The sequence below is a fragment of the Adlercreutzia sp. CNCM I-6207 genome, assembly GCF_977072305.1.
Window position 1 is genome coordinate 102,189 of record NZ_CDRVLZ010000005.1, and the last position, 19,665, is coordinate 121,853.

Consider the following 19,665-nt stretch of genomic DNA (forward strand, 5'->3'; position numbering starts at 1 on the left):
AGGAGCACGATATGACGTACGCTGATGGGCGCTATGGGGCCTTGGATATCGGGACGGTGACCTGCCGTCTTCTTGTGGCGGACGTGGAGGACGGACGCATCATCGACGTGGACAAGGAGTACGCCATCACCGATCTAGGCGTGGGCGTGGACGCTACGGGGCGCCTGTCCGAGGCGGCTATCGAGCGGGTGCTCGCCTGCGTGGATCGCTACTTGGAGGTGCTCGCACGTTACGATACCCCCGAGCATCCCGTGCGACGGCTCATCGCCATGGCCACCTCAGCCTCCCGCGATGCGGCCAACGGTCCCGAGTTCGCGGCCCGCTTGGCAGAGCGCGGCATCACGTTGGCGGTGATCCCCGGCTCCCGTGAGGCGCAGCTCACGTTCTTGGGCGCTTCCAGCGATTTCCCCGGCGAGAACCTGCTCGTCGTCGATATCGGCGGCGGCTCGACGGAGGTGGTGGCCGGCCGCTTCGGCGAGGATCCCGTTGCTTCCCATTCCTTCAACATCGGGTGCCGTCGCGTGACGGAGCGGTTCTTCCGCGACGATCCGCCGACGCCAGACCAGATGGATGCGGCCCGTCAGTGGATTCGCGAGACCATGGCGCCGTATTTCGAAGGCTTGGCCACCGCCGGGTTCGCCATCGACCGCGTGGTGGCCGTGGCCGGCACGGCCACGAGCGTCGTGAGCATCCGCGAGGCCATGGAGGTCTACGATTCCTCCCGCGTGCACAAGGCCGTTGTCGCTGCTGGAGAGCTTGCGGCCATCGAGGAACGTCTGGCCGCCGAGCCGCTGGAAGAGCGCAAGGCCACGGTGGGCCTCGACCCGAAGCGCGCCGGCGTCATCGTGGCCGGATTCGTCATTTTGGAAGAGGTGCTGGCTCTGGCCGGCGCCGACGCCTACACGGCCAGCGAATCGGACATCCTCCACGGCATGATCTTCGAGGCCGCCCGGGAAGATTGATGGTAGGGGCGGTGGGACTCGAACCCACAATCCGAAGAGGCGGATTTTAAGTCCGCTGCGTATGCCAATTCCGCCACGCCCCCGCGTATCGTGTGCCGTCCGATAACGGCGAATGTACGCATGATATCACGACAAGAGAGCGCTTCGCGCGACGTTCGCGCCCGTCGCCCCTAGCGGGCCATGACGCAGCGCACCCGCTGGTTGTCTCCGGTGCAGGTCTGCAGGGTGATGGTCTCGCCGGTCGGCGCGATGCGGCCCTCGTAGACGAAGTAGTTCGACCCGTTGGGCAGAAAGAGCGTGTCGAAGACGTAGTAGGTACGCGAGGCGCCGTCGTCGTCGAACACGGTGATCTTGTCGCCGATTTCCAAATCCATGACGCGCTCGAAGACGCCGGGGTTGTGGCCGATAAAGTAGGTGTTCGCGTTGTCGGAGACGCACCCGGTGCCCACCCAGGTGCTGGCGTAGCCGTCGGGCGCGGTGATGTCGGCTGGCTCGCCCTGGCGATAGGGCACTTCCTCGCCGAGGAAGCAGATGAGGCTGCTTGCGGCATTGGGCGTTCTGTCGTCGTCGGCCGAAGGTGCGGGCTCGGCCCGGCGCGCCGCTTGCAGGGATTGCTCGGTGAGCACATCCTGGCGGGCCTCATCAAGGTGGTGGGCCCACACCCACAAGGTGTCGCACACGCCCTGGCCCATGCGCCCCGTGAAGCGGAAGGGCGGCACCTCGTCGGCATCGCTTTCGGGCGCGGCGGCTCCCAGCATGATGGACAGCCCCAGGCACACCGCGAGAACCAGGGCAAAGGCCCTGGCTGCCTTTCGCGATGCGAGGAGGGGGCGAAGGCTCACGAGGCTCTTCCTTTCCACGATGCTTTCTCGGTGCAGCCCAGATGCGCGCCGCCGACAGGGAACAAGGAGCGCGCCGAAGCTTTCGCCCTCACTTTATCGACTTCCCGTCAAGATTTCCACCCCTCATCCCTTAATATCCTGTTAATCGAAAGCTTAGGCAAAACTTAGGCTGCGGTGCATGGGCGTCGGGTTACCATGGGAACTTGGAGAATCTTGTCGGTGCGAGGGGGTGGCCATGAGGATACGCAATATCAGCTTGCGAGTGGTATCGCTGCTCGTGCTCACCTTCGTGTTCGTGGTGGCCACCGCGGTGTTCACGCTCTTCGACATCCGCATGCAAACCCAGAACATGGAGGACTCGCTCGCCGAGGAGGCGCGCACCTTCGCGCGCGAGATGGACGCCGTGTGGGAGTTCATGGACAACTCCCAGCACACCATCAACAACACAACGACGGGCGTCTACGAGTTCAAGGGGCTGCACTGCGCCATCGTCGGCAAGAGCGTCGGCGCCATCTTCTCGGCGGGCAACAACTACTCCATCCGCTACACGAACTTCGAGCCGCGCCGGGCTCAGGACAAGCCCGATGCCTTCGAAACCGAGGCGCTGGCCCTGTTCAACGAGCAAAAGGACACTCAGGAGTTCTTCCGCATTGTGAGCGACGACCCGGCCGAGGTCGACCGCGCCCAAACTTCGGCCGACAACGGCGCCGCGCAGTTCCGCTATGTGCAGGCGCTCAGGGTAAACGAGAGCTGCCTTGAGTGCCATGGCGAACCGGCCGGGGAGATCGATGTCACCGGCTTTCCCAAGGAGGGCTGGACGCTGGACTCCGTCGGGGGCGCCATCAGCATCGTCATTCCGCTGGAGCAGCAGTATCAGGCCCTGCGGGAAAACGTTGTCCGCGACGTGGGCTTCTTCCTGCTTCTGGCCACCTTCATCGGCATCGTGGTGTTCGGGCTCATGACCGTGTTCGTGCTGCGGCCGCTTGAGGCTATGAAGAGGGCGTTCGGGGAAGTGGGCGAAGGACGTCTTCGGCAATCCATGGACGACGCGGGCACGGCGCGCGAGGTGGCGAGTCTCATCGATCGCTTCAATGTCATGTCCCGCGAGCTGAGCGTTACCTACGAGGAGCTCGAGGAGCAGGTGGAGGCGCGTACCCAGGACTTGCGCCGAGCCAACGAGGAGTTGGCTGCCCAGCGCGATAACCTGGAGGCCTTAAGTGAGAAACTGGCGAAGGAATCCCAGGTGAAGAGCGATTTGCTCTCTATGGTGAACCATGAGCTGCGCACGCCGCTCACCTCCATCATCACGCTCGCCCAAATTGCGTTGGAGTCGGGCGGGGCCGACGAGGAGGAGCGTCGCAGCTGGGAAGAGGTGCGCAAGTCGAGCTCGGTGCTTTTGGGGATGATCAACGACATGCTGGATATCGCCCGGTCGGACGCGGGGGCGATGGCGGTGTCTATGGAGCTGATGGATCTGGGCGACATCGTGGCGTCGGCGCAGAGCACCATCGGCCCTCTGGCTGTGGGGGCGCGGGTAACGCTGGCGACGACGGTGGCTCCGGATGTCCCGCTCGTTTCCGGCGATTACGAGAAGATGATGCGCATTCTGGAGAACTTGGGCAGCAATGCAGTGAAGTTCACGCCGGCTGGGGGCACGGTGTCCCTTTCCGCGATGCGCGAGGAGGAAACCGGAGATGTGCTGGTGACGGTGTCCGATAACGGCATCGGCATCGCCAAGGAGAATCAGGAGCGCATTTTCGACCGGTTCTTCCAGGTGGATAGCTCTACCACGCGCATTTACGGCGGCAGCGGGCTGGGTCTGGCGCTCGTTCGCGAGTACGCCGCGGCCCAGGGCTACACCGTGGGGGTGGAAAGCGAACTGGGGTGTGGAAGTGCGTTTACCGTGCGCATTCCCGTCAAGGCTGTGGTAGAGTTGGACGAGGACGAGTAGGCGGCTCGGAGCCACCTGCGCCCGCAGGAAACGCGGGTCTAGGATCGGCGGTCGCGGGGTGTGGCGCCTCGAAGGCCGCGGAACGCGAGAGACGAGGAGGCGGCTGTGTACAAGGTCATGCTCATCGATGACGAGGAGAGCCTGCATATGGCCATCGAGAAGCTGCTCACGAAGAACGGCTACGAGTATTGCGGGGCCACTGACGCCGAGTCGGGGATGGAAATGCTTGCCGCCGAGAAACCGGACTTGCTGCTTTTAGACGTTATGCTGCCGGGTATGAATGGGTTCGATTTGTGCACGCGTATCCGCGCCGAGGGGCGGCGCATTCCCATTATCTTCCTGTCGGCGAAAAACGACATTGTGGACAAGTCCATTGGGTTTAGGGCCGGGGGTGACGACTACGTGACGAAGCCCTTCGACGCCACCGAGCTTATTTTGCGTATCGAGGCCCACATCCGCCGTCACAAAGATACGATTGATTTCGCTCGCTGCACGACCCGCGACGGATCGGTGACTATCGGCGACTTGGAGGTGCGTTTCGACGAGTGCCAGGTGCTTGTGCACGGTGTTCCTGCGAATTTGACTACCAAGGAGTTCGAGATCGTGGCCTTTTTGGCGACGCACCCGGGTAAGGTGTTCACGCGCGGTCAGATTCAGGAGTACATCTGGGGCGAAGGGGAGGTGGACGCGCACTCGAACTCCATCACCGTGTTCGTGCGCAAGATACGCGAGAAGATAGAGGAGAACCCCAGCGAGCCCAAATACCTGCTGACGGTGCAGCGCGTTGGTTACAAAATGGCCGACACCTTGGGGTAGGCACAGGCTGTGGCGATCGTGTGGATCATGCGGGCCGCTCCGGGTCGCGCCGAGCGCCAAATCCTAAAATGAAACATCGCCAAATCCTAAAACGCCCTGTTCGGAATGCTTGTCGATTGGCCACTTAATCTCCTGTTAAGGTCAATTTAACCTAAAGCTTAGGCATAGCGTATCGCTATTAATCGGCGCACCTCGGCATAATGGCAGTATCGAAAAGTCCAAAGAGGAGACTTTTCACGCGGGCGAGGACGCGAGCCACCCCCTCCCTGGCGAACGTCCTCGTCAACATGCGAGGGAGAGAGAGGAGTCAGGACATGACCGAACAGACAACGGGCATGAGTTTCTCGCGCAGAAATTTCATCAAGGGAGCGGCCGCGCTGACGGCCACCGGCGCGCTCGTCGGCTGCGCCCCCGCCAAGGAGACGCTGGCGGAAACGGGCGAGGAGACGGTAGAGGTTCCGGAGACGAAGATCTACTCGGGCGCGTGCCGTGCCCAGTGCGGTCAGGGCTGCTACCTGAACGTCCATGTGCGCGACGGTCGCGTGGTGCGCACGACTGCGGGTCACTTCGATGACGGCCCCGAGTTCGACCGTATCTGCCCGAAGGGCCTTGTCCAACCCGCCCGCGTGTACAGCGCCGAGCGACTGCAGTACCCCATGCGTCGTGTAGGTGAGCGCGGCAGTGGCGAGTTCGAGCGCATTAGCTGGGATGAGGCGATTGCTGAGATCGCCGAGAAATGGAAGGGCTACACCGAGGAGTTCGGCCCGAAGTCCATTGCCATGTTCCTGGGCAGCGGCAACACCGGTACTCTCGGCGGCGGCGCCCCGGAGGGCTCCATTATGGCTCGCCTGCTGAACGTCATGGGCGCGAGCCGTGTCCTGCCGGACCGCGATATTGCTACGCCGATGTCCTGGGCCTACGTGTTTGGAGCCGGCCCCTATGGCAATCGCAGCTCGGACGCTATTAACGCCAAGCACCATGTAATTTGGGGCGGCGACACGGCGGTGTCCCAGAAGCAGCTCGCACACTTCTTCCTGGAGGCGCGCGATGCGGGCACCGAGCTTGTGGTGATCGATATCGCCTATCGCGTCATGCCCTCGAAGGCCGACTGGTTCATCCCGGTGCATCCGGCTACCGACGGCGCCCTGGCGCTCGGCGCTATCCACGAGATCTTCGAGCAGGGCTGGGAAGCGACCGACTTCCTGCGCGATCACACCGAGGCTCCCCTGCTGATCAAGGAGGACGGTAAATTCCTGCGCATGAGCGACTTGGGCGTGGAGCCGACCGAGACTGCGACCAACGCTCAGGGCGAGGAAGTTCCCGTCGACCCCTACGTGGTGTGGGACGAGGAGACTTCCAGCGCTGTGCCCCTGGCACAGGCCGTCAAGCCTGCGCTCGGCGGGGTTGCCCCCATCCAGGGCATCGCGGTGCGCACGGAGATGGAGCTGGTGCGGGAAGCGGTTGAGCCGTGGACGCTGGAGCACACCTCCGAGGTGACCGGCGTGAGCGTCGAGGACATCCAGCACCTCGCGCACCTCTACACGCAGGAAGGCGATGTTCAGACGGACATGAAGTTCGGTCTGAACCACTACAACAACGGCATGTACAGCTCGAAGTGCATCAACTCGCTTCTGCTCGTGTCTGGCCAGATGGGTCGTTCGGGATCGGGTCTGTTCACCGGCGAGCCGAACTTCGGCGAGGGCAATGTGCAGGCATGCATCACGATGCCGAGCGCCTCGGGTGAAGTGCCTCAGGGAGTCGGCGCTATTCTTAACTGGACCGACTTCTGCAACAACATTGTGCACACGGGCAAGAAGCTTGGCGAGGATTTCCCCATCAAGTCCTTCTACGCTTCCTGCACCAACGTCGTCTCGAATCAGACGGATCAGAACAAGACCCTCGAGCTCATGAATGCGATCGAGTTCATTGTCATCCAGGACATGACCATGAACGACACGGCGCTGTACGCTGACATCCTGCTGCCTGCTTGCCACTGGTTCGAGACTGAGGATTTGCGCGTCCGCTACTACTGCAACCCCTATCTGCTGTGGAACGAGAAGGCCGTCGAGCCCCTGTACGAGAGCAAGCCGGACTTCGAGATTTACAAGCTCATCGCCGAGGCTATGGGATACGGTGACTTCTTCCAGTTCACGGCCGACGAGTACTTGAATGTCCTTCTCTCCACTCCCTATGGGAAGGAGAAGGGGATCACTATCGACAAGATCCGCGAGAAGAATTACTTGCGTTGCGACAACGATCCCACCATCGCCTTCGAGGGCGCTGTTTTCGGAACGCCTACGGGACGCGCCATGTTCTACCGCGAGGATCCCAAGCCCGACTACATGATGGGCCAGGAGCTGGATTTGGAGAAGGAAAAGCTGTCGGTCTTCTGGGAGCCGGCGCGCGAGGCCGATCTTTCCAACCCCATCCGCGAGAAGTACCCCTTCACCATCTGCTGCGAGCATATGCGCACCCGCGCCCACACTCAGTGGTACGACGTCGATTATCTGAAGGAGTTCGAGGCCGCACCGGTGTGCCGTATCAATCCGGAAGATGCCGCCGAGCTGGGTATCGAAGAGGGAGATACCGTCCGTCTCTACAACGACCGCGGATCGGTTACCATGCTGGCCGTCCTCAATCCCGGTGAGCAGCGCAAGGCGGTTCACTGCCCGCGCAGCTTCCTGACGCGCGAGCACATTGACGGCGACCTTGCTCGTACGACCTTCAACGAATACAACCAGGCCTGCAGAAACCAGTCCTACTTCGACTGCGCTGTGGCCATCGAGAAGCTCTAGGGAGGCTGAGATAGATGACTCGATACGGAATGGCGATCGACCTTCGTCGCTGCATCGGATGCCAGGCGTGCGCTGCGGCGTGCAAGATAGCGAACAATCTGCCGAAGGAGCTGACGTACAACGTCGTGTACACCAAGACCGATGACGATTTCGACACCATTGGTACCGCCGTGTCCCGCGGCGCCCTTGCCAACGACAACGCCGGCGGCACCTTCCCCAATTGCACGCTGAACTTCCTGCCCATGCAGTGCCAGCACTGTGCTGATCCGGCCTGCCTGAGCGTGTGCCCCACTGGCGCAACCCAGCAGCGCGAGGACGGCATCGTGTTCGTTGATACGGATCTGTGCATCGGGTGCGAGTCCTGCATCAAGGCGTGCCCCTACGAGGGCGTCCGCACCCTTATCAGCGACAACCCCGAGTATTACCTTGAGGTTGAGGTCGGCGAGTTCGACGCCCCGCCCCACAAGGCCGGGACGGTGGAGAAGTGCACGTTCTGCAAGAACCTCGTCGATCGCGGAGATGTGCCGGCCTGCATGCAGCTGTGCCCGGCCCGCGCCCGCTACTGGGGCGATTTGGACGATCCGGAATCTGAGGTGTCGAAGGCCATCGAGGGCCGCGACTATCACCTCATGCTGGAGTCGGCGGGGACGAACCCGAGTGTCTACTACTTGAAGTAAGCGCGTATCTGGAAACGGCAGGGCGGGCGTCGGAAAGTACGGCGCCCGCCTCTTTGTAAGGAGGCTTCGTGAGCGCAGAGGATATGAGGAAAGTTGTCGGCTTGGCCGACGGTTGCGAATTGATGAGCGCGCTGACGCGCTTTCCTGACAACGATGTGGCGGCAGCGGTGGCGAGCGGATCGGTGCACGACGACGCGGTTGGCTGCGCGAAAGACGTGGCGGCAGCGCGTGATGACGGGCGCGCTGGTGACATTGAGGCGCTTTGCGAAGGCTTCGTGTGCGCTGCCGACGAAGATGCTGAGGCGCTCGGGGCCGCATTGCGCCGCGCATGGTCGCTGCTGTACGCGCGCCAAGGAAGCGGAGTGGCCATTTTTCCCTACGAGAGCGCGTTTGTGCACGTTCGCGAGGGGTTGCCCGGAGCGCCGGCGCTGTTCCGTACGGCGCTGACCCTGCGTGTCGAGAAAACCATGCGTGAGAGCGGCGTTCTGCCGAAGGACGCCGAGACCGAGCCGTGCGACAGCGCGTGGAACGAATGGGCGTTCCTCTCGTTTCTCCTTGGCAGCGAGGCGGCTTCTTTAGAGGCGGAAGATGAAGAGGCCGTGGCGCTTTGGCGGGGTCGGGTTGCTGATTTCGTTCGAGACCACGCGGCTTTGTGGCTGCCGGATTTCCTGACGCGCACGGCTGAAGAGGTCGAACGCCTCGCGCAGGCGGGCAAGGTGGACCCGGCGGCCGAGCGCTTCTATGGCGCGCTGGCGGCGTACGGGCGTTTTCTGCTGGCAACGCTTGCTGAGCGTGCGGCATAGGCGAGGGTGAGGAGCAAGCAATGACATTCCTTATGGTTTTGGCGGTGACGGTGGCGGCTTGCCTGGCTCTGCGCACGCCGCTGCATAAGTGGCCGGTGGCGTTTTACGTACTGGCTGTGGCGGCTGACGTGGCCTACGTCATTGGCGTCGAGGGGCTGCTCCCCCGTGTTGTAATGGGGCCGCTTACGCTGCTCATGGGCAAGTGTGTGCTGTCGCTGGCGCTGTTTGTGGTGGTCATGTACATCGGTGTGTTCGCCAAGGGATCGAAGGTGCATCAGTGGCTTAAGCCGGTGCGCAGCGAGTTGTCCATTATCGCATGCATTTTGGCTTGCGGGCATATGGCGGTGTATTTGGGCTCCTACGCTCCGCGACTCGGCGGCACGCTGGGGGTGAATGTGGTGAGCGCCCTGGTGGTAGCGCTCGCGCTGCTCGTGCTTCTGCTGGTGCTGGGCGTGACCTCTTTCGCCTTCGTAAAGCGCCGCATGCGCACCGATAGCTGGAAGCGCCTGCAGCGGTGGGCCTATGTGTTCTTCGGCTTGGTGTACGTGCACCTCATGCTGATGCTGGCGCCGGCGGCGAGCCAGGGCGGCGAGGCCGCTGTGGCAAGTGTGGTCATGTACACGGTGATCTTTGGCGCCTACGCCGTGCTGCGCGTCCGCCGGGCGTTTGTCGACCGCCGCGCTGTTGCAGCGGTCGGTGCCCTGGATGCTGCATCGGGCTTCGATCTCGAGACCGGGGACTGCGCCGTCTAGCTGATACGAATCGAATAGTCTCCCAAGAGCGGGCCCTGGCTTTTTTCGCCGGGGCCCGCTTCATTTTGCGACGCGACTGCGGTCGGCGCGAGGAACGAAACGGGACATTCCCGCGTCATTTCTACGGCTCGGCTCTGTTAGGCTCATGCTGCAAGTCCGATGGAGGAGGAGTCATGCGGGAGCGCCAAAGAAGGGTCGATTTCACCAACAGCTGGATGTTCGGGAGGGTCATGACCGACGAGTCGATATGTCGCGATGTCATCAGGGCCGTGCTGGGCATCGAGGCCGTGCGCATCGACTACCTGAACGCCGAGCAGGTGCTCGACCCCGCCCCGGAGAGCCACGGCGTCCGCATGGACGTGTACGCCAGGGAGCGCGGGTCGGGCGAGCGGGTCTACGACCTGGAGATGCAGGCGCAGCGGGAGCCCCTGCTCGGGAAGCGCTTCCGGTACTACCAGGCTGTCCTGGACGTGAGGGAGCTTCCCGCCGGGGACGACTACGACCGGCTGCCCGAGAGCTTCGTCGTCTTCCTGTGCAGCCAGGATCCCTTCGGGTACGACCTGCCCGTCTACCACCTCGAGCGCCGATGCGACGAGGTCCCCGAATTGCGGCTCGGGAATGCCTCGCACTGGCTCGCGCTGAACGCCCGGGCGTGGGAGGACGCGCCGGGCGGGGACCTGCTCGATCTGCTAAGATATGCCCAGACGGGCAAGGCCCTGGGTTCGCTCTCGCGCAAGATAGAGGAGGCGGTCGGGCGGGCCAACGAGGATCGAGAGTGGGTGGACAAGGTGTGGTCGGTGAGCACGATCGTGGAGAACGCCGCGCGGCGCGAGCGCATAAACGGCCGCATCGCCTGCGAGGAGGCGCGCGAGGAAGGCCGCCAAGAAGGCCGCCAAGAAGGCCTCGAGGAGGGCTCCGCGCGGTTCGCCGCCCTGGCGTCCCGGCTCATCGAGGCCGGCCGCGTCGACGATCTCGCGCAAGCGGCATCCGATCCCGTCCGGCGAGACGAGCTCTTTCGGGAGTTCGATCTGTAGGGCAGTCGTGCCCTTACGCTGCTTAGGGCCATGGTGCCGGCGTCGCTCCTCGCCGCCAAATCTTACATTCTTGTCGGTGGGCTGATCGCGCGGCGCGGGCCTTGGTGCCCGTGGTATTATGGTTCGATGCTGAAACGACCGCCCTCTGGCAAGAAAGCGCTATGAAGAACATCTCAGAAATCCTCGCCAGCGTCGAAGAGACGCCCGCCACGTTCGAAGACTATTTGAAAGCCTACGCCGATCCGGTCGGGGAGCTGATCAACAGCTACATTCCCCATGGGACTCACGGGGATATGGACCGCTACCTGTACGATCCGCTCTATCATTACAGCGAGAACGCGGGCAAGCGTCATCGTCCGCTCATTTGCTTCGCGGCCTGTCTGGCCGTGGGCGGCGACCCCAACCGTGCCGCCACCACCGCCGCGGCCATTGAGCACTTCCATTCCGCGGCCCTCATCCACGACGACATCGCCGACGAGGCCGAGCTGCGCCGCGGCGAGCCCTGCCTGCACCTTACCGAGGGGCTGGGGCTGGCCATCAACATGGGGGATCTGGCTCTTTCCATGGTAAACGGTCCGGTGGTGAACGACCCGCTTTTGGAAGACGCCGTGAAGGTGCGCGTTATCAAGGAGCTCATCGCCATGACCTGCCGCACGGTGGAGGGCCAGGCGCTCGATCTGGGCTGGGCCCGCGACGGCCGCTACGACATCACGCCCGAGGACTACCTCACCATGGCCATCCACAAAACGGCCCACTATTCCGGCGCGGTGCCGCTGGCCGTGGGCGCCATCGTGGGGGGCGCCTCCGACGAGGTGGTGGAGGCCCTGCGCAGCTACGGGCTTGACACGGGCCTCGCCTTCCAGATTCAGGACGATCTACTGAACCTCGTGGGCACTGACGAGGCCAAGAAGAAGGACTTCCGCAGCGACATCACTGAGGGAAAGCGCACGCTCGTTGTCGTGCACGCTCTGCAGAACACCGAGCCTGCGGCCCGAGAGCGTCTCGTCGAGATTCTGTCCTCGAAGGAGCGCGATCCGGAGGTGCTCGCCGAGGCCGTGGCCATTATGGAGAAAACGGGATCCATCGACTACGCCCGCACCTTCGCTGAGGATCTTACGCTGAATGCTAAGGCGCGACTGGCCGGGGCGCTGCCTCCCTCGCCGTATCGCGATTTGCTCGTATCCATGGCCGACTGGTTTGTGAACAGGTTGAAGTAACATGGAGCCTATCAAAAGAAATGACACCGGCGCTGCCGTCGAGGACGTGCAGACGCGCCTGGCCCGCATCGGGCACCTTCCCGAGGATGCCATCACTGGCACCTTCGACGACGCTACCGCCGCCGCATTGGCTGATTTCCTTGCCGCGTCGGCACTGCCGCCGAGTGAGGATGTGACCGAGAAGGTGTGGGCCGCTTTGGTGGATGCCACCTACAACTTGGGCGACCGCACGTTGTACTTGCGCATGCCCTACTTCCACGGTCATGACGTGCTGGAATTGCAGCAGGCGCTCGGCGCGCTCGGGTTCTTCTACGGTACACGTGACGCCATCTTCGGCGCCCATACCGAGGAGGCGCTGCGTCGCTTCCAGCTGAACCTGGGGCTGCCTTCCGATGGCATTGCCGGAGCCTACACCTACGCGGCTCTGCGCAACCTGGCCCATTCCTGGGTTGGCAAGGAGGCGACCCACGGGCCCGTGCGCCATCTGGGCTTCGCCCGCGCCGCCGACGTGCTGGAACGCAACGCCGTGTGCCTGTTCGGCACCGACGAGTTCTCCCGCGCCGTGGCTTCGCGCATGTCGAACGTGGCCCAGGCGACCAACCCGGCCTCCAAGATCATCAGCGCCGATGCGCTGTCGGTACCGCCGGATGCGTCAATGATGCTTGTGCACGTGCTGTTGGAAGCGACGGATGCCGAGGTCGGAGTGCCGCTGGTGTCCTACGAGGAGGAAGGTACGCTGGCGCTGCGTCTGGCCTCGGCCGTCGACGTGGCCCGCGATGCGAGCTGGCCCCGCGTGTCGGTGTTGCTCCCCGGCACCGTTTGGCTGGAAGCCGGCCCGGAGCGCTCCGCCCAGCATTACGCCATTACGCTGCTCGACGCCCTCTGCTCCGCGCTGCAGGAGTAGCTACTCGAACAGGTCGAGCAGCTCCTGACGGGAGTGAACGCCAAGCTTCTGGTAGATATGCTTGACGTGGGTGGCCACGGTGTTCTTCGAAAGCACCAGCTCCTCGCGGATGTAAGGTTGGCTGCGCCCGCGCGCCAGGTAGCCGAGAATTTCCGCCTCGCGGCCCGACAGACCGTGCTCCTCGGTGAGGCGCTGGCAGATGCCGTCGATGGTCGTGTCGGCGCTAGAGGTGATGCTGCCTGCCTCGCCGGGGTCATCTGGCTTGTCGATCCTGCCAATCGGCAGGACGGCCTCATTGCGCGGAGCGGTGTTGTGAGCAGCGGAGATCTCAAGCACAGAGGAGCGGTTGGTGGGGTATCCCAGCCAGGAGAGGGAAAACACGACCAAAAGACCCAGGGCGATGGCGAACAACCCCAATGGCTCGATGGAGGTCATCTCGCTCAAGGCACGCCCGGCGAGGTTGCCCGCCAGAACACCCAGCTGCAGCGACCCTTCCGCTACGCCGATGCCGAGAGCTGCTTTTGCCCCATTGCTTTTGGCCGCTGTCACCACGAAAAGCACTGCGGCGATGGTAAGCGTGGTGTCCGCAATGGCAACAAGGCTCGTGGAGAGAGCAACGGCCCACAGATCTGCCCACGGCAGGAGGGCAAGGGCGATGGCAACGAGCGGGGCAATGAGCCGAAAGAGTCCGTCGAAACTTGGACGTGCGGCGAACAGTACGATGCCGACCACGAGGGCGATGCCGCAGATTGAGCCGATGACGGTGGCGATGTCGATGCCCCAATCAATGAAGGGCGCGTCGGCGTTCGCTTGCAGCGCGCCAGAGCATCCGATGACGAAATATGAGAGGAAAAGCAGCGCGGCGATGCGGGCGAGGGTAAAGAGCGCCGGCCGGCGCAGGCCGTCTGTTGCGACGCTTGCGTTTTCAACTGGTGGAATATCTCGATAGGTGGCCAGCAGCATAAGGCCCGACGCGAGAGGCAAAGAGGCGGTCGCCAGGATGCCGACGGTGCTTGGCAAGTAGGGGAGAACCAAAGCGCAGCCGAGCATGATAAGGGAAGCAGCCGGGATGGCGACTTCGGAGCTTTCGATGTCCAGCGCTGCCAAGGCCTGTCCCCACAGTACGTAAAGAGCGCCCGTGCCGAGCCCCGTAAGCGCGCCGCTGACCACTGCTGGCGCAAGAATCCCCTCGGCGGCCGCCAGTCCCGAGAGAAGCGTTCCTGCCGCCGTTGCCACTCCCGCTGCGACGGTGAGCCAGGGGGGCGCCATGGTCTGGCGCCTCCCTAGGACGAATCCCAAAACGAAAAGCGTGAGCGTCACAACGACAGCCGAGGCGAGCCAGGAACTGTCGGCGTTGATGCCGATGCCCGCGCGCTCCGGAAAGACTGCGAAGGTCTCGAAGGATCCGTAGACCCACGCCCAGAGAAATCCGATGCCGAGATAGCGCACCTTCAGCGTCCTCTCGAGTCTCGTCAAGCTTTGTGCCGTTGCTTTCGTTTTCGGTTTCGTCACGTTCCCTCCCTGAAAGCGCTCTTGCGGAACCATCATAGGCTTCCATGGGGTCTATCACCCTCACCTATTGTAGGTGAAAACGGATGAAAACCCAGCCTTTAGGCGATGTTTGTCTATGTTGTCGGTGCCACACTGAGTCCACCTTGAAATCTCAAGGGAGGGATTTCGGCCGGGTACGTTCGGTTGCGCTCGCAGGGGATGGGCCTCTGCGACAAACAGCACCACGGCCGAAGGAGCTAAAGGAGGAACTATCATGACTGAATCTTCGCTTTCCCGCCGCTCGTTTCTGACCGGCGCCGCCGCCCTGGGGTCGCTGGCTGCTGCAGGCGCTCTGGCCGGCTGCTCCCCGAAGACGCCGGCGGAGGCGCCGACCGAGGGAGCTGCGACCGAAGAGGACACCGCCTCGGCTTCCGGCGCGCCCGACTGGCTCGGCGAAGCGCCCGCCATCAGCGATGGTGATTGCGCGGAGACCATCGAGTGCGACGTGCTCGTCATCGGCGCGGGAACGTCGGGCTATTTCGCCGCGTGCGCTGCCGCCGAGAACGGGGCCAAAACGCTGCTCATCGAGAAGTCGTCCGCCGGCAACGGCGTGCGCTCCTCGGCACTGGGCGCGGTGAACTCCCGTTTCCAGCAGGAGGTGGGCGAGGCGGCCGCCATCGATCCCATGGAGATCATGAACGACATGGATCGCTACGCCGACGGCCAGGTGCACTCGTCCCTCTACCGCAAGTGGGCCGAGAACTCCGGAGAGGCCATCGACTGGTACGCCGACGTCATCGCCAAGGACGGCCTTGAGGTTCAGCTTGAGTGGAACATGCCCAAGGGCACCTTCTACAAGGACTGGCCCACCGGCCACGGCACCAACGGTCGCGACGGTGCCGGCTACGCCGAGCGCGAGCCGCAGGTGTCCGAGTGCCTGAACAACTACCTCACCTCCTTCGACGGCTGCGAGATCCGCTTCAACACGCCCATGAAGAACCTCATCGTGGAAGACGGCAAGGTAGTGGGCGCCTATGCCGAAGGGCCGGACGGCATGATCCGCATCAATGCCGCCAAGGGCGTCGTGGTGGCCACGGGAGGCTACGCCTGCAATCAGGACATGTACCAGGCCCTGCAGCCCACGCGCTACTCGTGCCTGGGCACCTTCGACGCCTTCCCCTCCTGCACCGGCGACGGCATCAAGGCGCTTATGTGGGCCGGCGCGAAGATGGATGAGGTGCACACCTCCCTCACGTTTAACCGCTGCCTGCTGACGGCGGATCAGGAGATCGCGCATCCCTATGAGATCGGCGGCGACTCCTACGGGTACTTCTTCTACGCCTCCCAGCCCTTCCTGCGGGTCGATCCACACGGCGCGCGCTTCCACAACGAGAGCGCTCCCTACGACTACGTGATGAACGCATCGTCGAAGCGCCCTGCGGCTGAGCGTTACTGGCATCAGATCTGGGACGGCGATTGGAAGCAGTACATCCCCGTCTTCCACACGGTGGGCTGCTCCACCATCTACATGCAGCCCGAGGGCGGCAGCGACCACGACGCCTTCCCCGGGATGCTGGAGGAGTGGATCGAGCCCGAGATGGAGGCCTTCGTCGAGGCCGGCTTCATCCAGAAGGCCGATACCCTTGAGGAGCTGGCCGACAAGCTCGGCTTTACGGGCGATGACAAGCAGGTGTTCCTGGACACCTGCGCCCAGCAAACCAAGAACTACGAGGCCGGCGTCGATCCGCAGTTCGGCAAGGAGGCCTTCCGCCTGTCGGCCATCAAGACGCCGCCGTTCTACGGTTCGGTGAAGAACTGCGGCCTGACGCTGTGCACGCTGGACGGCATCCAGGTAAACGACGATCTGCAGCCCTACGGCGAGGACGGCGCCCCCATCGAGGGTGTCTATGTCGTCGGCAACGACCAGGGCTGCTACTACGCGGGCACCTACCCGAACTTGGCCGCCGGCTTCAACGCCGGGCGCTGCGCCACCTTCGGCCGTATGGTCGGCAAGATGCTGGCCGAGAAGTAAGTTAGCGACTGCCATCTTCGAGACGCCGCGGCACCCGTTCCTCCCTGCGGGTGCCGCGGCTTTTTACGTTAGCGGCTGGCTTCGTTTTCGAAATCTTCCCGCCAAATGCCAGTTCGACCCCGAAATGGTCGATACGTTCGGAAGCTCTCTGCCATTACGGGCCTGAAGCGGCAGAAAAATGCCAGTTGAGGGCAGAAATGGCAGAAGGGACAGATGGAAGCCGGCCATTTCGGGGTCGAACTGGCATTTACTGCGAGAATTCCGAAAAGAGGGATGGGGAAGGGCCCGAAAAAGGCGACGAGTGCTTTTGCGTGGAAAATCTCGCACTTAGGCCCAGGGAAACCAAGTGGAAAAACACACGGTGCTACAATAGCCGAGTGTGAGAGTAATGTTTACCGCGCGCAAAGGAGTATCCCTTGACTCGTCCCATGACCATGGCGGAGAAGATTCTCGCCGCCCATGCGGGGCTGGATGAGGTGGAGCCAGGCCAGTTGATCGAATGCGATCTGGATTTGGTGCTCGCCAACGACATCACGGCCCCCATCGCCATCAAGACCGTTCGCGAGATCACCGACAAGGTGTTCGATCCGACCAAGATCGCCCTCGTGCCCGACCACTACACCCCCAACAAGGACATCAAGTCCGCCGAGCAAGCCAAGATCGTGCGCGATTTCGTGCGCGAGCAGGGCATCACCCACTACTACGAGGTGGGCTGCATGGGCGTGGAGCACGCGCTTCTGCCGGAGCAGGGCGTCGTGGGCGCGGGCGACCTCATCATCGGCGCCGACAGCCACACCTGCACCTACGGCGCGCTGGGCGCGTTCTCCACGGGGGTGGGCTCCACCGATGCCGGCGTGGGCATGGCCACGGGCAAGGCCTGGTTCAAGGTGCCCGAGACCATCAAGTTCGTCATCAACGGCGAGCTGGCCCCCGGTGTCACGGGCAAGGACGTCATCCTGCACATCATCGGCATGATCGGCGTGGACGGCGCCCTGTACAAAGCCATGGAGTTCACAGGCAGCGCCATCGAGAATATGCCCATGGACGAGCGCCTTTCCATCTCGAACATGGCCATCGAGGCCGGTGGCAAGGCGGGCCTCATTCCCGTGGACGACGTGACCCGCGCCTACCTGGACGAGCGCGCCGAGCGGCCCTACACCGCCTACTACTCCGATGCGGACGCGCAGTTCGCCCAGGTCATCGAAATCGACGCCGCCGACATCGTGCCCACGGTGGCCTTCCCGCATCTGCCCTCCAACACGCGCCCGGTGGCCGAGGCCCGCGACGTGAAGATCGACCAGGCCGTCATCGGCAGCTGCACCAACGGACGCCTCGCCGACATGCGTCAGGCCGCGGCGGTGCTCAAGGGCCGCACGGTGCATCCGGACGTGCGCTGCATCGTCATCCCCGCCACCCAGAAGGTGTACCAGCAGTGCATCGCCGAGGGGCTCATGGACATTTTCATCGACGCCCACTGCGCCGTGTCCACCCCCACCTGCGGGCCGTGCCTGGGCGGCTACATGGGCATCCTCGCTGCGGGGGAGCGTGCCATCGCCACCACCAACCGCAACTTCGTCGGCCGCATGGGCGACCCCACCAGCGAGGTGTACCTCTCCTCGCCGGCCGTGGCCGCCGCCTCGGCCGTGCTCGGCCACATCGGCCTTCCCGAAGATTTGGAAGATGCCGCGGACGCGGCGGAGTAGGAGGGAAGCCCCATGAAATTCAAGGGAACCGTGCACCGCTACGGGCGCGACATCGATACCGACGTCATCATTCCCGCCCGTTATTTGAACACCTCCGACCCGGCGGAGCTGGCGCGCCACTGCCTGGAGGATCTGGACGTGGAATTCGTTAACAACGTGCAGCCCGGCGACATCATTGTGGCCGACGAGAACTTCGGCTGCGGCTCGTCGCGCGAGCACGCCCCCATCGCCATCAAGGCGGCCGGGGTGGACGTGGTCATCGCCAAGAGCTTCGCACGCATCTTCTATCGCAACGCCATCAACACGGGGCTGGCCATCATGGAATGCCCCGAGGCCGTGGACGCCATCAGCAACGGCGATGTCGTGAGCGTGGACGCCGATACGGGCACCATCACCGACGAGACCACGGGCGAGACCTTCACGGCCCAGCCTTTCCCGCCGTTCCTCATGGAGATCATCAACGCGGGAGGCCTCGTGCCCCGCTGGCAGAAGAAGCTCGGAAAGGACGCGTAGCATGACGACTACCTACAAGATTTGCCTGCTTGCCGGCGACGGCATCGGGCCGGAGATCATTGCCGAGGGCGTGAAGGTGCTGGACGCCGTGGGTGCGAAGTACGACACCGCCTTCGAGTACACCGACGCGCTCATCGGCGGTGCGGCCATCGATGCGACAGGCGAGCCCTTGCCGACGGCGACGCTGGATGCGGCCCGCGCCTCCGACGCGGTGCTGCTGGCTGCCGTGGGCGGCCCTAAGTGGGACACCACCGATCCTGCCGCCCCGCGCCCGGAGCAGGGGCTCTTGGGCATCCGTAAGGAGCTGGGCCTGTACACCAACCTGCGTCCCGTGCAGATCTTCAACGCTCTGGCCGACGCCTCCACGCTGCGCCCGGAGATCGTCGACGGCGTGGACATGATGATCGTCCGCGAGCTCACCGGTGGCTTGTACTTCGGTCGCCGCGAGCGCTTCTACGACGAGCCGGCCGCCGGCGTGAACGGAGCGCCGGGCCAGCGCGCCTACGACACGCTGGAGTACTCCGAGTACGAGATCGAGCGCATCGCCCGCCAGGCCTTCGAAATCGCCCGCAAGCGCCGCGGCAAGGTGACGAGTGTGGACAAGGCCAACGTGCTGGAGACGAGCCGCCTGTGGCGCGAGATCGTGCATCGCGTGCACGACGCGGACTACGCCGATGTGGAGCTGGAGGACCTGCTGGTGGACAACACGGCCATGCAGCTCATCAACCGTCCCGCCGATTTCGACGTGGTGGTGACCGAGAACATGTTCGGCGACATTCTCTCTGACGAGGCCGCCCAGATCACGGGCTCGCTGGGCATGCTCGCCAGCGCTTCTTTGGGCGACGGCGTGGCCCTGTACGAGCCGAGCCACGGCAGCGCGCCGGACATCGCCGGGCGCGGTATCGCCAACCCGCTGGCACAGATCCTTTCCGTGGAGATGATGCTGCGCTACAGCTTCGGCATGGGCGAGGCCGCCGACGACATCCGCCGCGCCGTCACCGAGGTGCTGGACGCCGGTTGGCGCACCGGCGACATCAAGGACGCCGAGACCCCGGTCGACAAGGTTGTGGGCACCGCGAAGATGGGCGACTTGGTGGTCGAGCATCTGTAGCGCCTCGCCCGTTTCGTCGGCCTGTCGGCTCGCCGCCATCGCCGCTGGGATTAAACTTGCAA

Annotated in this window: 16 protein-coding genes and 1 tRNA gene; 14 read left to right on the forward strand and 3 right to left on the reverse strand. The window is 63.7% G+C overall.

Annotation, left to right across the window (positions count from 1 at the left end):
- The first annotated feature begins 11 nt into the window (after positions 1-11).
- Positions 12-962 (forward strand): Ppx/GppA phosphatase family protein, encoded by a 951-nt coding sequence (locus ACW4QM_RS04110; protein ID WP_161127587.1) that lies wholly within the window; start codon positions 12-14, stop codon positions 960-962.
- On the opposite strand, the gene ACW4QM_RS04115 is transcribed toward ACW4QM_RS04110, so the two are convergent.
- Both ACW4QM_RS04115 and ACW4QM_RS04120 read right to left on the reverse strand, forming a co-directional pair.
- Positions 963-1,045 (reverse strand) — tRNA-Leu (locus tag ACW4QM_RS04115). It lies immediately after the preceding gene.
- A gap of 87 nt (positions 1,046-1,132) precedes the next feature.
- The gene (locus tag ACW4QM_RS04120) at positions 1,133-1,804 is read right to left on the reverse strand and encodes a sortase (protein ID WP_022740649.1); all 672 of its coding nucleotides are present in this window, start codon (positions 1,802-1,804) and stop codon (positions 1,133-1,135) included.
- A gap of 235 nt (positions 1,805-2,039) precedes the next feature.
- Here ACW4QM_RS04120 and ACW4QM_RS04125 point away from each other — a divergent pair, with 235 nt between their 5' ends.
- The 9 genes from ACW4QM_RS04125 (at position 2,040) to ACW4QM_RS04165 (ending at position 12,753) form a co-directional block, all read left to right on the forward strand.
- Entirely contained in the window at positions 2,040-3,755 is a 1,716-nt protein-coding gene (locus tag ACW4QM_RS04125) for an ATP-binding protein (protein ID WP_161127588.1), read from the forward strand.
- Positions 3,756-3,860: 105 nt separating this feature from the next.
- A complete protein-coding gene (locus tag ACW4QM_RS04130) occupies positions 3,861-4,571 on the forward strand; it encodes a response regulator transcription factor (protein ID WP_455798212.1) in 711 nt (236 codons plus the stop codon).
- A gap of 314 nt (positions 4,572-4,885) precedes the next feature.
- Positions 4,886-7,366, forward strand: coding sequence for a molybdopterin-containing oxidoreductase family protein (locus ACW4QM_RS04135; RefSeq protein WP_161127590.1), 2,481 nt, complete (start codon positions 4,886-4,888; stop codon positions 7,364-7,366).
- A gap of 14 nt (positions 7,367-7,380) precedes the next feature.
- Positions 7,381-8,043, forward strand: a complete 663-nt coding sequence (locus tag ACW4QM_RS04140; protein ID WP_114549271.1) for a 4Fe-4S dicluster domain-containing protein — start codon at positions 7,381-7,383, stop codon at positions 8,041-8,043.
- A gap of 68 nt (positions 8,044-8,111) precedes the next feature.
- Positions 8,112-8,846, forward strand: coding sequence for a molecular chaperone TorD family protein (locus ACW4QM_RS04145; RefSeq protein ID WP_114549272.1), 735 nt, complete (start codon positions 8,112-8,114; stop codon positions 8,844-8,846).
- 20 nt (positions 8,847-8,866) lie between these two features.
- Positions 8,867-9,598, forward strand: coding sequence for a hypothetical protein (locus tag ACW4QM_RS04150; protein WP_418381821.1), 732 nt, complete (start codon positions 8,867-8,869; stop codon positions 9,596-9,598).
- Positions 9,599-9,771: 173 nt separating this feature from the next.
- Positions 9,772-10,632 carry an Rpn family recombination-promoting nuclease/putative transposase gene (locus ACW4QM_RS04155; protein WP_302383719.1) on the forward strand — a complete coding sequence of 287 codons (861 nt, stop codon included), beginning with the start codon at positions 9,772-9,774 and terminating at the stop codon, positions 10,630-10,632.
- Positions 10,633-10,793: 161 nt separating this feature from the next.
- Entirely contained in the window at positions 10,794-11,849 is a 1,056-nt protein-coding gene (locus tag ACW4QM_RS04160; protein WP_452040686.1) for a polyprenyl synthetase family protein, read from the forward strand.
- 1 nt (position 11,850) lies between these two features.
- Positions 11,851-12,753 (forward strand): peptidoglycan-binding domain-containing protein, encoded by a 903-nt coding sequence (locus ACW4QM_RS04165; RefSeq protein WP_302011352.1) that lies wholly within the window; start codon positions 11,851-11,853, stop codon positions 12,751-12,753.
- On the opposite strand, the gene ACW4QM_RS04170 is transcribed toward ACW4QM_RS04165, so the two are convergent.
- A complete protein-coding gene (locus ACW4QM_RS04170; protein ID WP_418914852.1) occupies positions 12,754-14,229 on the reverse strand; it encodes a helix-turn-helix transcriptional regulator in 1,476 nt (491 codons plus the stop codon). It lies immediately after the preceding gene.
- A gap of 289 nt (positions 14,230-14,518) precedes the next feature.
- On the opposite strand from ACW4QM_RS04170, the gene ACW4QM_RS04175 reads away from it, so the two are divergent.
- From ACW4QM_RS04175 to leuB, 4 genes are all read left to right on the forward strand, one after another.
- On the forward strand, positions 14,519-16,276 hold the full coding sequence (locus ACW4QM_RS04175; protein ID WP_418914851.1) for an FAD-dependent oxidoreductase: 1,758 nt from the start codon (positions 14,519-14,521) through the stop codon (positions 16,274-16,276).
- 416 nt (positions 16,277-16,692) lie between these two features.
- A complete protein-coding gene (gene leuC, locus ACW4QM_RS04180) occupies positions 16,693-17,979 on the forward strand; it encodes a 3-isopropylmalate dehydratase large subunit (protein ID WP_302404707.1) in 1,287 nt (428 codons plus the stop codon).
- A gap of 12 nt (positions 17,980-17,991) precedes the next feature.
- Entirely contained in the window at positions 17,992-18,492 is a 501-nt protein-coding gene (locus ACW4QM_RS04185) for a 3-isopropylmalate dehydratase small subunit (protein WP_452040684.1), read from the forward strand.
- Between the two features lies 1 nt (position 18,493).
- On the forward strand, positions 18,494-19,603 hold the full coding sequence (gene leuB, locus ACW4QM_RS04190) for a 3-isopropylmalate dehydrogenase (protein ID WP_161127596.1): 1,110 nt from the start codon (positions 18,494-18,496) through the stop codon (positions 19,601-19,603).
- Positions 19,604-19,665 lie beyond the last annotated feature (62 nt).

Bases quoted from the DNA above. Each gene is read 5' to 3' on its own strand.
- ACW4QM_RS04110 (WP_161127587.1), top strand. From the start codon at position 12: ATGACGTACGCTGATGGGCGCTATGGGGCCTTGGATATCGGGACGGTG.
- ACW4QM_RS04125 (WP_161127588.1), top strand. From the start codon at position 2,040: ATGAGGATACGCAATATCAGCTTGCGAGTGGTATCGCTGCTCGTGCTC.
- ACW4QM_RS04135 (WP_161127590.1), top strand. From the start codon at position 4,886: ATGACCGAACAGACAACGGGCATGAGTTTCTCGCGCAGAAATTTCATC.
- ACW4QM_RS04140 (WP_114549271.1), top strand. From the start codon at position 7,381: ATGACTCGATACGGAATGGCGATCGACCTTCGTCGCTGCATCGGATGC.
- ACW4QM_RS04150 (WP_418381821.1), top strand. From the start codon at position 8,867: ATGACATTCCTTATGGTTTTGGCGGTGACGGTGGCGGCTTGCCTGGCT.
- ACW4QM_RS04155 (WP_302383719.1), top strand. From the start codon at position 9,772: ATGCGGGAGCGCCAAAGAAGGGTCGATTTCACCAACAGCTGGATGTTC.
- ACW4QM_RS04160 (WP_452040686.1), top strand. From the start codon at position 10,794: ATGAAGAACATCTCAGAAATCCTCGCCAGCGTCGAAGAGACGCCCGCC.
- ACW4QM_RS04165 (WP_302011352.1), top strand. From the start codon at position 11,851: ATGGAGCCTATCAAAAGAAATGACACCGGCGCTGCCGTCGAGGACGTG.
- ACW4QM_RS04175 (WP_418914851.1), top strand. From the start codon at position 14,519: ATGACTGAATCTTCGCTTTCCCGCCGCTCGTTTCTGACCGGCGCCGCC.
- ACW4QM_RS04185 (WP_452040684.1), top strand. From the start codon at position 17,992: ATGAAATTCAAGGGAACCGTGCACCGCTACGGGCGCGACATCGATACC.
- leuB (WP_161127596.1), top strand. From the start codon at position 18,494: ATGACGACTACCTACAAGATTTGCCTGCTTGCCGGCGACGGCATCGGG.